The sequence below is a fragment of the Aeromonas mytilicola subsp. aquatica genome, from assembly GCF_044336385.1.
In the GTDB taxonomy this organism is placed as follows: Bacteria; Pseudomonadota; Gammaproteobacteria; order Enterobacterales; family Aeromonadaceae; genus Aeromonas; species Aeromonas rivipollensis.
The window spans coordinates 1,903,626-1,921,310 of sequence record NZ_CP172298.1 but is presented as its reverse complement, the minus strand read 5'-3'; the positions used below and the strand labels follow the sequence as shown (position 1 = coordinate 1,921,310).

The window sequence follows — 17,685 nt, the reverse complement described above, 5'->3', positions numbered from 1 at the left end:
TGAGCACAGCCTACCCAGGGACACGGGGCGGCAGTAGCAGGCGCCCCGCCATAACACCTATTCCCCCCCAGCATGCTCCGACCCCTGCCCCACGCTGGGCAGCCCGGCCACGAAGGTCAGGAAGGCGCGCGCCTTGGCGCTGAGTTCGCGACCTGCCGGCAGCAGGGTCCAGAGCTCCAGCGTCGGCAATTGCCACCCCGGCAGCGCCACCACCACCTCCCCCTGGGCAAGCTCGGGGGCGAACATCCACTCGGAGGCGATGCCGAGCCCGAGCCCCGCCAGCACGGCAGCCCGCATCCCCTCGGCGGCCGAGAGCGTCAACCGTCCCCGACGTCGCACCGCAATCCGTTCGTCGCCCCGGCAAAACAGCCACTGCTGCCCCATGCCGGGCTTGGGGCTGTAGAGCACCAGATCGTGATCCTGCAACCCCTGGGGGGAGGCTGGCATGCCTTTGGCAGCAAAGTAGGCCGGGGTGCCCAGCACCCGCATCTCGCAGCGGGAGAGACGACGGGCCACCAGCGCCGAATCCGCCTGCTCCCCGAGCCGCAAGGCGACATCGATGCCGGCCGAGATGAGATCGACGTTGCTATCATCCAGCAGGATCTCGAGCTCCAGCCCGGGGTGCTCCCTGAGAAAATTCGACAGGTGCGGGATGATGTGCAGGCGGGCGAAGGTGACGGGCGCGCTCACCCGCAGGCGGCCACTCAGGCCAGCCCGGCACTGCTGCACCATGGCGTCGGCCTCGTTGACCTGCGCCAATATCTCCCTGGCGCGCCTATAATAGGCCTCCCCCGCCTCGGTGGGGGCCAGACCACGGGTCGAGCGCAGCAGCAGGCGGCTGCCAAGACGCTCCTCCAGCTGGGCAATCAGCTTGGAGACAGTGGGTTGACCCAGCCCCAGCCGTCGCCCCACCGCCGAGAAGGAGCCGGTTTCCACCGCCAGCACGAAGACCTCCATCACCCCCAATCTATCCATTCGTCTCTCCCCTGCCCGTCACCGCCCGGCGGCGTCTCACCTTGCGCCGCCGGCATCCAGTGGCACAAGGTAACATCCCGCCCCCTCGACCGCACTCCACGGGTTGGCAGCTTGCCATCCTCCTCGGTGTCTTGAGCGATTGGCCTGTCCGAACGAGGCGCACAAAAAAAGGCCGCTCATGGAGCGGCCTTTCATCAATCAGGTCTGGACTTAGCTGTCGCGGCGCTTGTTGCCACCGAACTTGCGATCCTTGTTGAAGCCACCTTCACGGCGCTCCCCGCTCTTGTTGAACGGACGGTCACCGCTGGGACGGCGGTCCTTGTTGAAGGGACGATCGCTGCGGGGCGGACGGGGGGCGGTGTTGCTGCCAGCCGGCACCTCGGTGTAGCGAGTGATCTGCAGCGGACGCTGGCAGACACGGGCCTTCTTGATCACTTCCAGCACATCGGCTGTCATGCCCTTGGGCAGATCGACGGTGGAGAAGTCATCGGCGATGTCGATGTTGCCGATGAAACGGCTCTCGATGTTCGCTTCGTTGGCGATGGCGCCCACGATCTGGCCCGGCTTGACGCCGTGATGGGCACCCACGTCTACGCGGTAACGCTCCATCTCTACGTCAGGATTGTCTTTGAGCGGGCGCGGCTCCAGGGACGGCATGCGACGGGCAGGACGATCGCCACGGTCACCGAAATCACGGGGAGCACGATCACCGAAGTCACGGCGCTCGAACTCACGGCCAGCACGGTCGCTTGCCGGTTCAGTGATGGAGTCATCCAGCAGCAGCGGTTGGTCACCCTGCACCAGCTTGGCCAGGGCGGCAGCCAGCTCCAGCGGATCGGCAGAATCTTCTTCGATCAGCTCGTTCACCAAGTTCACGTAGATCTCAAGCTCTTCGCCCATCATGGTTTCCCGGATGCGCTCCTTGAACTTGGTCATGCGGTGCTGGTTGATGTCCTCGGTGCTCGGCATCTTCATCGGCTCGATGGCCTGACGAGTGGCGTGCTCGATAGCGCGCAGCATGCGGCGCTCGCGGGGAGCCACGAACAGGATGGCTTCGCCTTTACGACCGGCACGACCGGTACGGCCGATACGGTGAACGTAGGATTCGGTGTCGTAAGGAATGTCGTAGTTCACCACGTGAGTGATGCGCTCGACGTCCAGACCACGGGCGACGACGTCGGTGGCGATCAGGATGTCCAGCTGGCCTTGACGCAGCTTGTCGACGGTACGCTCACGCAGCTTCTGCGGGATGTCACCGTGCAGGGCTTCACAGGCGTGGCCACGGGCGGCCAGCTTGCCAGCCAGCTCTTCGGCGGCATTCTTGGTGCGCACGAAGACCAGTACGGCTTCGTACGGCTCGACTTCCAGCAGACGGGTCATGGCGTCCAGCTTGTGCAGACCGGTTACCTGCCAGTAGCGCTGGCGGATGGTCGGTGCAGTGGACGTCTTGGTGATGATCTTGATCTCTTTCGGCTGCTTCAGGTGCTTCTGGGCAACACGACGGATCTGGTCCGGCATGGTGGCAGAGAACAGGGCAACCTGACGGGTGGCCGGGCACTGTTCCATGATCCAGTCCACGTCGTCGATGAAGCCCATACGCAGCATTTCATCGGCTTCGTCCAGTACCAGGGCTTTCAGGCCGGAGAGGTCCAGGTTCTTGCGACGGATCAGATCCATCACACGACCCGGGGTACCGACGACCACCTGGGCACCACGGCGCAAGGCGCGGGTCTGGGTTTCGTAAGAGGAACCACCGTAGATGGGCAGGACATGGAAGTCAGGCATGTGCTTGGCGTAACGTTGGCACGCCTCGGCAACTTGCAGCGCCAGCTCACGGGTCGGTGCCAGCACCAAAATCTGAGTGTTACGGTTACCAGCTTCCAGACGAGACAACAGAGGCAAGGCAAAAGCAGCGGTCTTCCCTGTACCGGTTTGCGCCTGCCCCAGCAGATCGTGTCCCGCCATCAGGTGGGGAATTGCTGCGGCCTGGATCGGTGACGGGCGCTCATAGCCCACGTCTTGCAGCGCTTTCAATACAGGCGCGGCCAGTCCAAGCTCACTAAAAAGGGGCAGTTGTTCGGTATCAGACATAGATTCTTCCAGATTAAGGCAGGCGGCTAACACCGCGGAATAGCAAAAAGGCGGCGATTATAGCGCCACTTTGTTCTGCTGTCTTGAAAAATGTGATAAGCCTCTCAAGACGTTGGCAATTATAGAGGGATCTCGCGACTATGGCTTGCTTATTTTGCACCCATGGTGCGTTATTGCAGATCACTCCTCGCCGGAGTCCTTGTCCCGCTTGTGTTTGAGCACCGCCATGGTCAGTCTGCTGGTGCACAATAAACGCCCACGTTCGTCCCGGATTTCAATCTGCCACACCTGGGTCGTCGCTCCCAGATGCAACGGCGCGCAACACCCTGTCACCACCCCTTCCCGTTTGGCCCGCAGATGGTTGGCATTCACCTCCAGCCCCACACAGTAGCTATCTGGCCCCACTGCCATATTGGCGGCCAGCGACCCCAGCGTCTCCGCCAGCACCACAGAGGCGCCGCCGTGCAGCATGCCGAGGGGCTGATGAGTGCGGTGATCCACCGGCATGCTGGCCTCGAGCCAGTCGGACCCAAAGGCGGTATAGAGGATGCCAAGGTGGGCCATCAGGGTGTTGCGGGAGCTGGCATTGAGCCCTTCGAGGCTCATGGGCTTGCGCCAGATGGGGGTATTTTCTTGACTCATGGCGAGCAGACTCCTTATGTGATCAATGGGTTGGACACGAGCCGTGTCGGCGAAGAAGAAAAAAGATGCCCCGAACCGGGGCATCTTGACAAGTACCTTGCATCACCAGGGGTAGGTCACCCCGGGCCACTCGGCCCAGGGCAGCTCACGCCCCGGCAGGCGCGGGTGATGCCAGTGCCACACCTTGCCCAGCCAGGCGCGCAGCTCGGCCTCCAGCACGGCGTCAGCGAGGGGAGCCTCGGCCACCTTCCAGAAGAAGAGCTCCACCTCCACCTCAGGCAGCACCGAAGGGTAGAGATAGACCCCACCCCAGAACTCGGGCTCCCGCTCCGGGCTCCAGAGGCCATAGGCAAAGGAGCGCTTGGCGAGAAACTCCGAGCACTGCCACTCCAGATCGGCCTCGTGCTGACTCAGGCTGAACTGGGCCGAGGGCCAGACATCATCCGGGCGAAACAGCCGATGCAACTGCTCCCGCTCACGCAGCATGGCAACGAACTCCACCACCGCCTGGCTCGGACTGGCAGGCAGCAGCAGAAAGTCCGGGTGCCGATAGGCTTGCGGCACCCGAAACCGCTTGGGGAAGCGCAGCATCAGAGCAGTTCCAGCAGCGCCTGCAGCGGATGCTTGAGTTTCTCCCCCTCCATCCGCTTGACCTGGCTGCGGCACGAGTAACCTGTGGCCAGACAACGATCCTTGGGCAGTCGTGCCAGGGGCTCGGCCCAGCTGAGGCCATAGATCCCCTTGGAATTGTCGACCTGTTTGGCGTCGTGGCCATAGGTGCCGGCCATGCCGCAGCAGCCCACAGACACAGGCCGCAAGCTGGCCCCAAAACGCTGGAACAAGGTGCCCCAGTCGCCGTGGGTCGAGGGCTTGGCGGTCTTCTCGGTGCAGTGGGCAAACAGATACCAGGGCTCGGCCTGCTCCGGCTCTTTCGCTGCGGTCCTGACTTGCGGGGCCGGAAGAGAGAGCAGCCACTCCTGGGGCAGCAACACCTGGAAGTCGCCGCGGGCGGGGCCCAGGGCTTTCACATACTCGTCGCGATAACAGAGCACCAGGGAGGGATCCACCCCCACCATGGGGATGCCCAGCGCCGCCATCTTGTTGAGGAACTGGGCGCCGCTCGCGGCGGTGCGGGCGAAGGCGCGCAGGAACCCCTTCACGTGCTGGGGCTTGCCGTTCGGCTTGAAGGGCAGCAGGTAGGGCTGATAGCCCAGCTTGCTGGCGAGCCTCACCAGATCCCGCACCACGGGGGCGTCGTAATAGCTGGTAAATGGATCCTGCACTATGAGCACCACTTGTCGGCGCTGCTCTGGGCTCATGGCCTCGAGGCCCGGCAGATCGAAATAGCGGGCCTTGTGATCACGCAGCTCCTCGGCCAGGGTGGGGATGCTCAGAAGCGGCACATCCACCATGCCGATGCTCTTCTCGGTCGCCTTCTGGGCCCACTCTTTCTCCAGGAAGAAGTTGACCAGCTTGGGGGCCTTGGCGAGCAGCGGGGCGTAAGCTTCGACGGTGCCGACGAAGTAATCCTTGGGGCCGCGCAGATAGCGGCTGTGGTAGAGCTGCATGAAGCGGGCGCGGAAGGTGGGCACGTCCACCTTGATGGGGCACTGGCTGGTGCATGCCTTGCAGGCCAGGCACCCCTCCATCGCCTCCATCACCTCGTGGGAGAAGTCATACTGGCCGCGGGCACGGGCCAGGGTGTTGCGCGTCTTGTCGATGATGGCCTTGATAGACAAACCGCCGCTTTGCAGGGCCACCTCTTGCGCGAGCGGGTCGAAGCCCTGCTCCGCCAGCTGGCGCAGCCATTCGCGCATCAGCCCGGCCCGCCCCTTGGGAGAGTGGCGGCGGTCGCGGCTTATCTTGACCGAGGGGCACATGGGGGAGTCGGTCTCGAAAGTGAAGCAGAGGCCGTTGCCGTTGCAGTCCATGGCGCGGGTGTAGCTCTCCCGCACCGCGATCGGGATCTGGCGGTCAAACTTGCCGCGCTTGGGCCCGTCCACCGAGACCAGCTCGGCGCCGCTGCCATAAGGGATGCAGATCTTGCCCGGGTTGATGCGGTTGGCGGGATCGAAGGCCCCCTTGACCCGCTGCAGCTCCTCCCACAGCTCACCGAAGAAGGCGGGGCTGTATTCGGAGCGGAAACCCTTGCCGTGCTCCCCCCACATCAGGCCGCCATATTTGGCGGTGAGCGCCACCACCTGATCGGAGATGCGCCGCAGCAGCACCTCCTGCTCGGGGTCGCACAAGTCCAGCGCCGGGCGCACGTGCAGCACCCCCGCATCCACGTGGCCAAACATGCCGTAGTCGAGGCCGTGGCCGTCCAGCAAGGCACGAAACTCCATGATAAAGTCCGCGAGTGACTCCGGCGGCACGGCGGTGTCTTCGGTGAAGGCCACCGGCTTCTTGCGCCCCTCGGCGTTGCCGAGCAACCCCACCGACTTCTTGCGCATGCCGTAGATGGTCTCGATGCTCGGCAGGTGGCTGCACACCTGATAGCCGATGATGCCCGCCTCCCCCTTGGCCAGCAGGCCGTCGATACGGCGGCACAGCTCGGCCACCTTGGCCTTGTGCTCGGCTTCGTCGGTGTCGGCAAACTCGACTATGTTGAGCCCCTGCAAGTCCTTGCCGGGCACCTCCTGAATGAACTCTTTGACCGAATGCCAGATGATGTCGGCGCGAGCAAGCCCCAGCACCCGGGAGTCCACCGTCTCCACCGACAGGGCGTGAGCCTCCACCATAAAGGGGGCATTGCGCAGGGCGGATGGGAAGCTGTCGTACTTGACGTTGACCAGGGTGCGGTAGCGCGGAATGGGGGTGATGTTGAGGCGAGCCTCTGTGATGAAGCCCAGCGACCCTTCAGAGCCGCACAGCACCCGGCTCACATCCAGGGTATCGCTCTCGGGAATATAAAGATGCTTGAGATCGTAACCGGTCAAAAAGCGGTTGAGCTTGGGGAAGGTCGCCTCTATGTCGGCGCGCCGCTCGCGGCCTATGCGATAGAGGGTGCGGTAGATCTCCCCCTCGCGGCTCTCGAGGGCCAGCTTGTCTGCCAGGCGCTGGCCGTTCACCGGCTCGGTCGCCATGATGTCGCCGTTTTCCAGCACGGCTTTGAGGCCGAGCACGTGATCCGAGGTCTTGCCGTAGACGAGTGACCCCTGCCCCGAGGCATCTGTGTTGACCATGCCGCCCAGGGTGGCGCGGTTGGAGGTGGAGAGATCCGGCGAGAAGAAGTAGCCGTGGGGTTTGAGGTAGGCGTTGAGCTGATCCTTCACCACCCCGGCCTGGGCGCGCACCCAGCCCTGCTCCAGATTAATTTCCAGGATCTGGTTCATATGGCGCGAGAGATCGACGATAATGCCGCCGCCCAGGGACTGGCCATTGGTGCCGGTGCCGCCGCCGCGAGGGAAGAAACTCAAGGTGGCGTACTCTGGCCCCTGAGCCAGCTTGAGCATCACCGCAATATCATCCGCGCTGCGCGGATAGAGAACCGCCTGAGGTACTACCTGATAGACGCTGTTATCCGTCGCCATCGCCAACCGGCTTGCATAAGACTTTTCGATATCACCACGAAATGCTGATCGCGCCAGCAACTCAAGAAACTGCAGGGTTGTAGGTGACAAACTGTCCTGGTAATCGAGTCTCGGGATCATGAATCCTTGTTCCCATCCTTTGCTTGATGCCGGCATTCCGGCGACAACGACTGGCCTTCCGCCTCTTCGGGGCGCTCTTGTTTTAGAGCCATGGGGCCAGTCCGCTCACATGTGAGCGGGCAGTATATCAGCTAGAAAACCGCTTGCGCGTTCAATCTTCACCATTTGAAAGGAGGACTTTTATGGCTCATTACAGCCATGTTATCAGTACGCTGGTTCGCACCGAGAAACAGGCCCTGACCCTGTCACTGTTCGGCTGCATCAGCTTCGCCATCTTCGGGATCGGCTATGGTCTCTTCGTCGGCTCCAACGCCATCATGCTCGATGGCATCTTCACCCTGTTCAGCATGGGCATGACGGGCCTTGGACTCATCACCGCCTACCTGGTGACCCGCCCCTCAGACGCGCGCTTCCAGTATGGCTACGCCCACTTCGAGCCCATCACCAACGTCATCAACGGCACCATCATACTGCTGCTCTGCCTCGGCGCCTTCCATAGCGGCATCACCTCCCTGCTGGAAGGGGGACGAGAGATAGATCTCGGCCACGCCCTCATCTACGCCGCCGTCTGCACCTTCTTCTGCGCCATCATCTACCGGATCGAGGCGGGCGTCGCCGAACGTATCGACTCCGAACTGGTGCGGGTCGACTCCAAGGAGTGGCTGGTCGACACCCTGCTCAGCGCCACCCTGCTCATCGGCTTCGTGGTCGCCATCGGGCTCGACGCCCTCGGCTACGGCCACTACAACCGCTACATAGACCCCCTGCTGGTCACCCTGCTCGCCCTGTGCGCCACCCTGATCCCCATCAAGGTGCTCGGCCGCAACCTGCGGGAAGTGTTGAAAATCGCCCCCAAGGGGGATGTCTCGGCGCGGGTCGAGCGCGAGATAGACGCCCTGCGCCAGCGCCATGGCATAGAGTGCTACAGCCATCTGGCGAAAAGCGGCCGCCGCTTCGATCTGGAATTAAACATACTGGTGGCCCCGGATCAGGAGTGGCCCATAGAGCGCCAGGATGCCCTGCGCCAGGAGCTCTGGTCCCGCCTCGGCGATACCCTGGGGGATGCCTGGCTCTCGGTCTGCTTCACCCGCGAGAAACGCTGGCTCTGATCCGGCGCTTGCCATCCTGATGCAACGCGGGGCCCCGTCGCCCCGCGTGACAAATGTCCCAAACAGGGCCTCCGGCAACCCGCCAGCTACTTTCTCCTACGTCACTCTCGCTGCCCCTCTCCTGCCCGTTATTGCTCTGTTTTTTTAATCTTTAAACTATTTACAGGGAAAACCGTTTGTCGAGTCCCTTGAATCAATAACCATTTTCAGCAGCACAAAAAGTTACGAAAATTTCGTTGCTAAAATTAAGTAGGCCAGCTATTTATTTTCGCCAAGGACAAACGGCAGACTGCGCGCCGAAATACAGTGATGTTGTTATCCACCAAACAATAAAAACAAATACACTTATTCCACTTTGTTAAACAGTTAAGGTAAGTCCCATGAAAAAGGTGTTGATCACAGTATTTGCATTGACCATGGCGGGCACGGCCAGTGCTGCCCTTCCCCAGCTTAATTACGAGTGCCCGGGTAAGATCCAGATGCACAGCGATGAGGGTGGCCCCGTTTATATCAATGGCAAGGAGGCCAAGCTCAAGAAGTTCAACGACAACTTCTATGAGGCCAAGGGCGCGGGTGTCACCCTCTCCATCAGCAACACCGGGGGCCAGTACGATGTCTCCTACAACAGCAAGCAAGGCTCGGGCGTCTGTCAGCCCGCAGCCACATCCGCAGCGCCTGCGGCCTCGGCAAGCCCTGCCAGCCCTGCGGAGAAAGCCTGTCTGAAGGCAGTCTCCGAGAAGACGAACGTGCCCCAGGCTCAGCTTCAGGTGACTGACGTGATGGACTCCGAAGCCGGGGTCGGCGTCACCATCAAGGTGCCGGGTGCCGATGCTCCCTGGTCCTGTCTCAGTGACAAGAAGGGTCATGTTCAGGGCGCCGCCTACACGGGCCAATGAGGGGTTTCGCACCCTTCAATATGAGATCCCCGTGACATGACGGGATTGACCGACAGGGAGGCAATGCCTCCCTGTCTTCATGTAAAACTCTTTATATTGAGACGCCAACGCCCCTGTCTTCAGGTTCGAATCTTTATATTTAGGCATCAGCCTCCCTTCAAATAACCTCCCCCTGCCGCCGCCCCCCAAAAACAGCCGCTACCTGTTCGCGCCCCTTATATAACCAAATGAGCTGACATTTATTAAAACAAGCACCAAATGACAGGTACCTGAAATAGGTTGTTACACTTTGGCCAGGTGCGGATATATACAGCGCCTGCGTCTTATGCCTGTCCTCATCCATATGGCGAGAGACTCTCCATGGGCCGACCAGCAGCGCAGGCGCCCCCTTAGACCCGATGCTCCGCCACCACTTGTGCGCCCGGCGCTTGCCAAATCGGCGATAGCCGTTATCATCAGGGCTCACTTTTGACCCGAGGTTTTATTGCCCATCATGGACAACCCCCGAAGTAGCCCTTCGTTTTTCCCCATCAAAACCTATCTGTACCTGCTCAACCAGCGCCTCTGAAAACACCCGAGCCTTGCCCTGCCACGGCCCCTTGCCGTGACCGACATCCACTGCGTCTGTTTTTATTGAGGTCATCCTAATGGAATTCTTGCTGGACCCGTCTATCTGGGTCGGTCTGTTCACCCTGATCATCCTCGAGATAGTGCTCGGGATAGACAACCTGGTCTTCATCGCCATCCTGGTGAAGAAGCTGCCCCCTGCCCAGCGGGACAAGGCCCGACTCATCGGCCTCTCACTGGCCCTGATCATGCGCCTCGCCCTGCTGAGCGTGATGTCCTGGCTCGTGACTCTCACGACCCCCATACTGCACATCTGGGATCACCCCTTCTCGGGTCGGGATCTCATCCTGATGGGCGGCGGCCTCTTCCTGCTGTTCAAGGCCACCTCAGAGCTGCATGAGCGGCTGGAGGCCAAGCCGGAGGAGCAGGGCCCGGCCGGTGTCTATGCCGGATTCGGGGTGGTGATCGCCCAGATCCTGGTGCTGGATGCCGTCTTCTCCCTGGACTCCATCATCACAGCGGTCGGCATGGTGGAACACCTGGGCGTCATGATGGCGGCCGTGACCATCGCCATGGTGGTGATGGTGATCGCCTCCAAGCCCCTGACCCGCTTCGTCAACGCCCATCCCACAGTGGTGGTGCTCTGCCTGAGCTTCCTGCTGATGATAGGCTTCAGCCTGGTGGCGGAGGGCTTCGGCTTCCACATTCCCAAGGGCTATCTCTATGCGGCCATCGGCTTCTCTGTGCTCATCGAGTTCTTCAACCAGCTCGCCCAGCGCAGTGCCCAGCGCCACGAATCCAGGCAGCCCCTGCGCGAGCGCACCACGGCTGCCATCTTCAAACTGATGGGAGGCAGCCGGGCCAACCAGCACCCGCAGCAGGATGAGGAAGAGGAGCAGGATGCCCCCCGCCCCATCAGCTTCGGGGAAGAGGAGCGCTACATGGTGACCGGGGTACTGTCGCTCGCCGAGCGCTCCATCCGCACCATAATGACACCCCGCGCCGAGATGGAGTGGATCGACGTCAATGACTCCCCGGACGAGATCCGTGCCCTGCTGCAGCGGGCCCCCCACAGCCTGTTCCCGGTCTGCGACGGTGAGCTGGACGAGATCATCGGGGTGGTGAAGGCACGGGATCTGCTGTTTGCCCTCAACGAGGGGCAGCCCCTGACCGAGCTCGCCAAGCAGAACGACCCCATCATAGTGCCCCAGACCATCAACGTGATCCGGCTGCTGGCGGAGCTGCGCAAGGCCAGGGGCAGCCTCATTCTGGTGGCGGACGAGTTCGGCATCATCCAGGGGCTGGTCACCAACCACGATCTGCTGGAGGCCATAGTCGGCGAGTTGCCGGATGAGGATGAGACCCCTGACATAGTCCAGGAGGGGGAGAGCTGGCTCATCAACGGCAGCACCAACATCCACCAGATAGAGCAGACCCTGGGCCATGACGGCCTGGTGAGCGAGAGCGATGAGTACGTGACCCTCGCGGGCATGCTGCTCTCCCACTTCGGCAGCCTGCCCACCAGCGGCCAGCAACTGCGCCTGGGTCAACTCTGCTTCGAGGTGCTGGCGGTGAGCGAGCGCCGGATAGAGCGGGTGCGGGTCACCCCGATAGGCGTCAGCGTCGCCTGATCTGCCGCGACACTGAAAAGAGGGCCAAAAGGCCCTCTTTTTCATGGCCTCGGGCCCATTGCTGTGCCAATGGCAATTCTCTTCTGCAATTACCCCTCTTTTTCACAATGACAATCCCCTCTAGAGTCGCCTCCATCCCAACACGAGGAATTCACCATGAACCACGATCCCCTGTTCTGCCCCCTTCGCCTCGGCCAGTTGCACCTCTCCAATCGCATCGTCATGCCGCCCATGACCCGCTCCCGCGCCAGCCAGCCCGGTGACGTGGCCAACGCCATGATGGCCACCTATTACGCCCAGCGCGCGGGCGCCGGCCTCATCATAGGCGAGGGCACCCAGATAGATCCCCTGGGCAAGGGCTATGCCTGGACCCCGGGCATCCACAGCGCCGAGCAGGTGGCTGGCTGGAAGTTGGTGACCGATGCGGTGCACGCCAAGGGGGGTATCATGTTTGCCCAGCTCTGGCACGTGGGCCGGGTCACCCACCCGGACAACATAGGCGGCGCCCAGCCCATCTCCTCGTCGGCCATCAAGGCGCAAGGGGTGAAGGTCTTTGTCGACAACGGCAGCGACGCCCCCGGTTTTGTGGAGACAGTCACTCCCCGTGCCATGACCCAGGCCGACATAGACGCCGTGGTGGGCCAGTTCCGCCAGGCCGCCCGCAATGCCATGGAGGCCGGCTTTGACGGCATAGAACTGCACGCCGCCAACGGCTACCTCATCAACCAGTTCCTCGACTCCGAATCCAACGCCCGCACCGACAACTACGGCGGCTCCCTGGAGAACCGGCTGCGCTTCCTGAAAGAGGTGACAGAGGCGGTCAGTGACGAGATCGGGCCTGACCGGGTCGGGGTGCGTCTCGCGCCGCTGACCACCCTCAACGGTACCGTGGATGCGAATCCGCAGGAGACCTATCTGGCCGCCGCCAGACTGCTGGGGGAAATAGGCATCGTCTATCTGCATATCGCCGAGGCGGACTGGGACGATGCCCCCCTGATGGCGGAGGGCTTCAAGCAAGGGCTGCGGGATGCCTTCCCCAACACCCTCATCTATGCGGGAAAATATGACGGTGAGCGGGCCAGAGCCGCGCTGCAGGCGGGCTGGGCCGACTTGATTGGCTTCGGTCGCCCCTTCGTGGCAAACCCGGATCTGCCGAACCGGCTGCGTCACGGCTATCCCTTTGCCCCCCATGATCCCGCCACCCTGTTTGGCGGCGGCGAGCAGGGGCTCATCGACTACCCCGTCTATCAGGCCGAGACAGCGTCGCAGCCTGCCTGAGACTGGCAACCGGTATAGCCCAGCGCGCCCGCCCTCATCGGCGGGCGCGCGCTATTTGCACCTCCGATGCCTAGTAGAGGGCTACCCCGTGGCAGGCACCATAGCCCCTGATCTCCTGGGTCAGCCTCACCTTGTCGGCAAGACTCAGCCAGCTCGCCTCCACCCCATTGAGGGAGAGGCGGCAGAGCTGCTCCCGCGTGGCGCCGAGCCCGTCGGCCAGGGCCCTGAAATTTGCCCCCAGGTAGCCGCCGAAATAGGCGGGATCGTCCGAGTTGATGGTGACGCAGAGCCCCTGCTCCAGCAGGGTCAGCACATTGTGATCCGCCATGGTGCCGAACACCTTGAGCCGCACGTTGGAGAGGGGGCAGACGGTGAGCGGCAGCCGGGTGTCGGCCAGGTAGCGCACCAGCTCGGGATCCTCGGCGCAGCGCACCCCGTGATCGATGCGGCGCACCGCCAGCTCCCGAATCGCCTGCCAGATATAGTCGGCCGGCCCCTCCTCCCCCGCGTGGGCCACCACAGGCAGCCCCAGCTCCCTCGCCCGGGCAAAGACCCGGGCAAACTTGGCCGGCGGATTGCCAAGCTCCCCCGAATCGAGGCCGACCCCGTGCAGCCGCGCTAGATAGGGCTCGGCCTCGCGCAGGGTGGCGAAGGCATCCTCTTCGCTCAGGTGGCGCAAAAAGCTCATGACGAGCCGCCAGCTGATGCCAAGCTGCCGCTCCCCCTGCTGCAATGCCCGCTCGATGCCGCCGAGCACGGTGGCAAAGGGCACGCCCCGGGCACTGTGGGTCTGGGGGTCAAAGAAGATCTCCACGTGCACCACCTTGTCGGCGGCGCAGCGTTCAAGATAGGCCCAGGTGAGGTCGAAGAAGTCCTGCTCGGTGACCAGCACGCTGGCCCCCAGGTAGTAGAGATCGAGAAAGGATTGCAGGCAGTCGAATTCATATGCGGCCCGCAGGCTCTCCACGTCGGGCCAGGGCAGGGTCACCCCGTTGCGTCTGGCCAGGGCAAACATCAGCTCGGGCTCGAGGGTGCCCTCGATATGCAGGTGCAGCTCCAGCTTGGGCAAGCCGGCAATAAAGTTCTCCATGATGACGGCTCCATCGTCAGCGCCTGATGGATCAGGCAGTCCAGGCACCAGCGGCGCCCTCCCTCTGCCGTCATTGTGCACCCATCTGGCGCGCCGGGGGAGACTTGTCATCAAAGCGCCTTATAATGGCGGCACAAAAAAGCCATAAGTGATTGAAGACATTCGAGGTTGGCAACCACCTCCCCCTACAAGGAGTTTCCATGAAGAAAAGCGTCATCTGTGACATCGACGGCGTCATACTGCACAACAACGATCTGGTGCCCGGCGCCGACCGTTTCGTTCACCGCCTGATCGAGCAGGGCAGCAAGCTCCTGTTCCTCACCAACTACCCGGCCCAGACCCAGAAAGATCTGCAAAACCGCTTCCGCTCCGCCGGGATCGAGGTGCCGGAAGAGTGCTTCTATACCTCCGCCATGGGCACCGCCGACTTTCTCAAGCGCCAGGATGGCAAGAAGGCCTATGTGATAGGCGAAGGGGCCCTGACCCACGAGCTCTACAAGGCCGGCTTCACCATCACCGACATAGACCCCGACTTCGTGGTGGTAGGGGAGACTCGCAACTACAACTGGACCATGATGCAGCTGGGGGCCAAGTTCGTGGATCAGGGTGCCCGCTTCATCGCCACCAACCCCGATACCCACGGCCCCATGATGCACCCGGCCTGCGGCGCGCTCTGTGCCCCCATAGAACGGATGACCGGCAAGAAGCCGTTTTACGTGGGCAAGCCGAGCGCCTGGATCATTCGCGCGGCGCTGAACCGGATGGAGGCCCACTCCGACGACACCATCATCATCGGCGACAACCTGCGCACCGACATACTGGCGGGCTTCCAGGCCGGCCTCGAGACGGTGCTGGTGCTCTCCGGGGTGAGCAAGGTGGCGGACATAGACCGCATGCCGTTCAGACCGAACCACATCTTCGACTCCGTGGTCGACATCGATATCGTCTGATCCCCCTCATCGGCTCCCCCTTGGCAAGGTGGCACACATCGTTTAACGTAAGCGCAACATTGTTAAACAAACTAAACGGGAGCAGGACGCTCCCCTCGCCACCCCAAGGACGCACCATGAAGAGCCTGAACGACTGGATCCTGCTGGATCAGCACCCCGTATCCCCCACCCCGCTGATGCCCGCCCCCGAGCGGATCCGGGCCGGCAACCCGAGCCAGACCCTCTGGAACCACTACTCGGACCCCAGCCAGCAGTTTCACGTAGGCTTCTGGGCCTGCGAGCCGGGACGCTGGGCTGTGCACTACACAGAGCACGAATACTGCCAGTTGCTGGAGGGCGAGGCGCGGATCCACGACGGCCAGGGGGGCCAGTTGCACCTCAAACCAGGGGATCAGTTCATCATACCAGCGGGCTTCGTCGGTGAGTGGGAGACCCTGGTGGCCTGCCGCAAGCTCTATGTGATCTTCGAACCCGCCGCGACCTGACGCGCACGTCAAGCACCCGCCCTTTATTGACACCATTCTCACCCGCCGACTTGACGTTGGCGGCATGATTTTCTGCGGTTTTCCCGCTTGCAAAAGGGTTTTCCGCTAGGCATTGTGATTGGCGAGGAATGTAAATGGAATTTCGAGCCCAAACGTGGGGGGCTCATATAAAAATCAAGAGGATTACCGCCAATGTGTTCTATTTTCGGCATTCTGGACATCAAGACCGACTCCGCCGCCTTGCGCAAATCGGCCCTGGAGATGTCCAAGCGACTGCGTCACCGCGGGCCTGACTGGTCCGGCGTCTACAGCTCCGACAAGGCCATTCTGGTGCACGAGCGCCTGGCCATCGTCGATCCGGGCAATGGCGCCCAGCCGCTCTACAACCCCGAGCGCACTCACGTATTGGCCGTCAACGGCGAGATCTACAACCACAAGGAACTCGAGAAGAACCTCAAGGTCGACTTCAAGTTCCAGACCCATTCCGACTGCGAGGTGCTGCTCGCCCTCTACAAGGAGAAGGGCCCCGCCTTCCTGGACGATCTCAACGGCATCTTTGCCTTCATCCTCTATGACGCCGAGCAGGATGCCTACCTGATTGGTCGTGACCACATGGGGATCATCCCCCTCTATACCGGCCGCGACGAGCACGGCAACTTCTATGTCGCCTCCGAGATGAAGGCCCTGGTGCCGGTGTGCAAGAGCGTCGAGACCTTCCCGCCCGGACATTACCTCTGGAGCAAGGATGGCGAGCTCAAACAGTGGTACAAACGGGACTGGATGGAGTACGGTGCGGTCGAGCACAACGTCAGCGGCAAGGCCGAGCTGAAAGCCGCGCTGGAAGCGGCGGTCAAGCGTCAGCTGATGTGTGACGTGCCCTACGGCGTGCTGCTCTCCGGCGGTCTGGACTCCTCCGTCATCTCCGCCATCACCAAGCTCTACGCCGCCCGCCGGGTAGAGGACGATGGCAAGAGCGAAGCCTGGTGGCCCCAGCTGCACTCCTTCGCAGTCGGCCTGGAAGGGTCGCCAGATCTCGCCGCCGCCCGCAAGGTGGCCGATCACCTCGGCACCATCCACCACCAGATCCACTTCACCGTGCAGGAAGGCTTAGATGCCCTGCGGGACGTCATCTATCACCTCGAGACCTATGACGTCACCACCATCCGCGCTTCCACCCCCATGTATCTGATGGCCCGCTACATCAAGGCGATGGGCATCAAGATGGTGCTCTCGGGAGAAGGCTCGGACGAGCTGTTCGGCGGTTACCTCTACTTCCACAAGGCGCCGAACGCCCGGGAATTCCACGAAGAGAACGTGCGCAAGTTGGCCTCCCTGCACCTGTATGACTGCCTGCGGGCCAACAAGTCCATGGCCGCCTGGGGCGTGGAGGGTCGCGTGCCCTTCCTCGACAAGGAGTTCATGGATGTGGCGATGCGCCTGCAGCCTGCCGACAAGATGTGCGGCAACGGCAAGATCGAGAAGCATATCCTGCGGGAAGCCTTCGAGGAGCTGCTACCCCACGAAGTGGCATGGCGTCAGAAGGAGCAGTTCTCCGACGGCGTGGGCTACTCCTGGATTGACAGTCTCAAGGCCATGGTCGAGACCGAGGTGACGGATCAGATGTTCGAGGCGGCCGCATTCCGCTTCCCCATCAACACCCCGCTCACCAAGGAGGCCTACTACTACCGCGCCATCTTCGACGAGCACTTCCCGCTGGAGTCCGCCGCCCGCACAGTGCCCTATGGCAAGTCGGTCGCCTGCTCCACGCCCACAGCGCTGGAATGGGATGCCAAGTTCAAGGAAATGGCCGACCCCTCCGGTCGCGCCGTGATGGACGTCCACCAACAGAGCTACTGATAACCCCAGCGGACAGTTTCACTGCGAGATAACCAAGCCCCTTTCGAGGGGCTTTTGTTTTTTGGTTCCCCTCCGCTTTCGCTCCGGCTTTTCGCATATCACCCGCCACTCTTGCCACTTGGCGACAGAGTTCGTGGCGGCTTGGAAGCAACAAAAACGCCCCAGGAAAGAGACTATGAGAGGACAGCTATTGCAGGGGCGAGTGGTGCAGCGGGTGTCAGGAGATAAACCGCTTCCTGGATCGGGGGCCCGAGTATGTTGGGGCGCCTCACTTCTACGTGCTGGATGCCAGGAGCTGGCTGCTGGAGCCCTTCAATACAGGATTGCTGGAGCAGGGAAAGCGCTACGACGAGGCGACATTCGGCAGCTTTATCGACCATTGTCAGCGCCAGGGACAAGCGCCGACCAAGATGAGAAGGCCCCACACTGTCGGCTGACGAAGCGGGGCCTTTGTTGTTTAA

General features: G+C 62.2%; 14 protein-coding genes. 8 read left to right on the top strand and 6 right to left on the bottom strand.

From position 1 onward, the window contains the following. Window positions 1-57 precede the first annotated feature (57 nt). From ACFWHB_RS08895 to ACFWHB_RS08875, 5 genes are all read right to left on the bottom strand, one after another. On the bottom strand, window positions 58-975 hold the full coding sequence (locus tag ACFWHB_RS08895) for a LysR family transcriptional regulator (protein WP_395949987.1): 918 nt from the start codon (window positions 973-975) through the stop codon (window positions 58-60). A gap of 210 nt (window positions 976-1,185) precedes the next feature. Then, window positions 1,186-3,066, bottom strand: coding sequence for a DEAD/DEAH box helicase (locus ACFWHB_RS08890; RefSeq protein WP_162520224.1), 1,881 nt, complete (start codon window positions 3,064-3,066; stop codon window positions 1,186-1,188). Between the two features lie 180 nt (window positions 3,067-3,246). Further along, window positions 3,247-3,708, bottom strand: coding sequence for a hotdog fold thioesterase (locus tag ACFWHB_RS08885; protein ID WP_395949986.1), 462 nt, complete (start codon window positions 3,706-3,708; stop codon window positions 3,247-3,249). Between the two features lie 102 nt (window positions 3,709-3,810). Continuing rightward, window positions 3,811-4,299 (bottom strand): hypothetical protein, encoded by a 489-nt coding sequence (locus tag ACFWHB_RS08880; protein WP_163137438.1) that lies wholly within the window; start codon window positions 4,297-4,299, stop codon window positions 3,811-3,813. After that, window positions 4,299-7,361, bottom strand: a complete 3,063-nt coding sequence (locus tag ACFWHB_RS08875; protein ID WP_395949985.1) for a D-2-hydroxyglutarate dehydrogenase YdiJ — start codon at window positions 7,359-7,361, stop codon at window positions 4,299-4,301. The genes ACFWHB_RS08880 and ACFWHB_RS08875 overlap by 1 nt, the downstream gene beginning before the upstream one ends. Before the next feature lie 182 nt (window positions 7,362-7,543). On the opposite strand from ACFWHB_RS08875, the gene ACFWHB_RS08870 reads away from it, so the two are divergent. From ACFWHB_RS08870 to ACFWHB_RS08855, 4 genes are all read left to right on the top strand, one after another. Beyond that, window positions 7,544-8,470, top strand: a complete 927-nt coding sequence (locus ACFWHB_RS08870; protein ID WP_395949984.1) for a cation diffusion facilitator family transporter — start codon at window positions 7,544-7,546, stop codon at window positions 8,468-8,470. Between the two features lie 380 nt (window positions 8,471-8,850). Then, on the top strand, window positions 8,851-9,366 hold the full coding sequence (locus ACFWHB_RS08865) for a hypothetical protein (protein WP_139746274.1): 516 nt from the start codon (window positions 8,851-8,853) through the stop codon (window positions 9,364-9,366). A 647-nt stretch (window positions 9,367-10,013) separates the two neighbouring features. Continuing rightward, window positions 10,014-11,564, top strand: a complete 1,551-nt coding sequence (locus ACFWHB_RS08860; protein ID WP_395949983.1) for a TerC family protein — start codon at window positions 10,014-10,016, stop codon at window positions 11,562-11,564. Between the two features lie 156 nt (window positions 11,565-11,720). Further along, window positions 11,721-12,842, top strand: a complete 1,122-nt coding sequence (locus ACFWHB_RS08855) for an alkene reductase (RefSeq protein WP_303808039.1) — start codon at window positions 11,721-11,723, stop codon at window positions 12,840-12,842. A gap of 70 nt (window positions 12,843-12,912) precedes the next feature. On the opposite strand, the gene ACFWHB_RS08850 is transcribed toward ACFWHB_RS08855, so the two are convergent. After that, window positions 12,913-13,932, bottom strand: a complete 1,020-nt coding sequence (locus ACFWHB_RS08850) for an adenosine deaminase (protein WP_395949982.1) — start codon at window positions 13,930-13,932, stop codon at window positions 12,913-12,915. Between the two features lie 200 nt (window positions 13,933-14,132). On the opposite strand from ACFWHB_RS08850, the gene ACFWHB_RS08845 reads away from it, so the two are divergent. The 4 genes from ACFWHB_RS08845 (at window position 14,133) to ACFWHB_RS08830 (ending at window position 17,661) form a co-directional block, all read left to right on the top strand. After that, window positions 14,133-14,882, top strand: coding sequence for an HAD-IIA family hydrolase (locus ACFWHB_RS08845; RefSeq protein WP_106886529.1), 750 nt, complete (start codon window positions 14,133-14,135; stop codon window positions 14,880-14,882). A gap of 116 nt (window positions 14,883-14,998) precedes the next feature. Further along, window positions 14,999-15,367, top strand: coding sequence for a cupin domain-containing protein (locus ACFWHB_RS08840; protein ID WP_395949981.1), 369 nt, complete (start codon window positions 14,999-15,001; stop codon window positions 15,365-15,367). Window positions 15,368-15,559: 192 nt separating this feature from the next. Beyond that, entirely contained in the window at window positions 15,560-17,224 is a 1,665-nt protein-coding gene (asnB, locus tag ACFWHB_RS08835) for an asparagine synthase B (RefSeq protein ID WP_395949980.1), read from the top strand. Window positions 17,225-17,502: 278 nt separating this feature from the next. Next, a complete protein-coding gene (locus ACFWHB_RS08830) occupies window positions 17,503-17,661 on the top strand; it encodes a hypothetical protein (RefSeq protein ID WP_395949979.1) in 159 nt (52 codons plus the stop codon). Window positions 17,662-17,685: the final 24 nt, after the last annotated feature.

Coding starts and splice junctions, on each gene's coding strand:
- ACFWHB_RS08895 (WP_395949987.1), bottom strand. CDS start 975: ATGGATAGATTGGGGGTGATGGAGGTCTTCGTGCTGGCGGTGGAAACC.
- ACFWHB_RS08890 (WP_162520224.1), bottom strand. CDS start 3,066: ATGTCTGATACCGAACAACTGCCCCTTTTTAGTGAGCTTGGACTGGCC.
- ACFWHB_RS08885 (WP_395949986.1), bottom strand. CDS start 3,708: ATGAGTCAAGAAAATACCCCCATCTGGCGCAAGCCCATGAGCCTCGAA.
- ACFWHB_RS08880 (WP_163137438.1), bottom strand. CDS start 4,299: ATGCTGCGCTTCCCCAAGCGGTTTCGGGTGCCGCAAGCCTATCGGCAC.
- ACFWHB_RS08875 (WP_395949985.1), bottom strand. CDS start 7,361: ATGATCCCGAGACTCGATTACCAGGACAGTTTGTCACCTACAACCCTG.
- ACFWHB_RS08870 (WP_395949984.1), top strand. CDS start 7,544: ATGGCTCATTACAGCCATGTTATCAGTACGCTGGTTCGCACCGAGAAA.
- ACFWHB_RS08865 (WP_139746274.1), top strand. CDS start 8,851: ATGAAAAAGGTGTTGATCACAGTATTTGCATTGACCATGGCGGGCACG.
- ACFWHB_RS08860 (WP_395949983.1), top strand. CDS start 10,014: ATGGAATTCTTGCTGGACCCGTCTATCTGGGTCGGTCTGTTCACCCTG.
- ACFWHB_RS08855 (WP_303808039.1), top strand. CDS start 11,721: ATGAACCACGATCCCCTGTTCTGCCCCCTTCGCCTCGGCCAGTTGCAC.
- ACFWHB_RS08850 (WP_395949982.1), bottom strand. CDS start 13,932: ATGGAGAACTTTATTGCCGGCTTGCCCAAGCTGGAGCTGCACCTGCAT.
- ACFWHB_RS08845 (WP_106886529.1), top strand. CDS start 14,133: ATGAAGAAAAGCGTCATCTGTGACATCGACGGCGTCATACTGCACAAC.
- ACFWHB_RS08840 (WP_395949981.1), top strand. CDS start 14,999: ATGAAGAGCCTGAACGACTGGATCCTGCTGGATCAGCACCCCGTATCC.
- asnB (WP_395949980.1), top strand. CDS start 15,560: ATGTGTTCTATTTTCGGCATTCTGGACATCAAGACCGACTCCGCCGCC.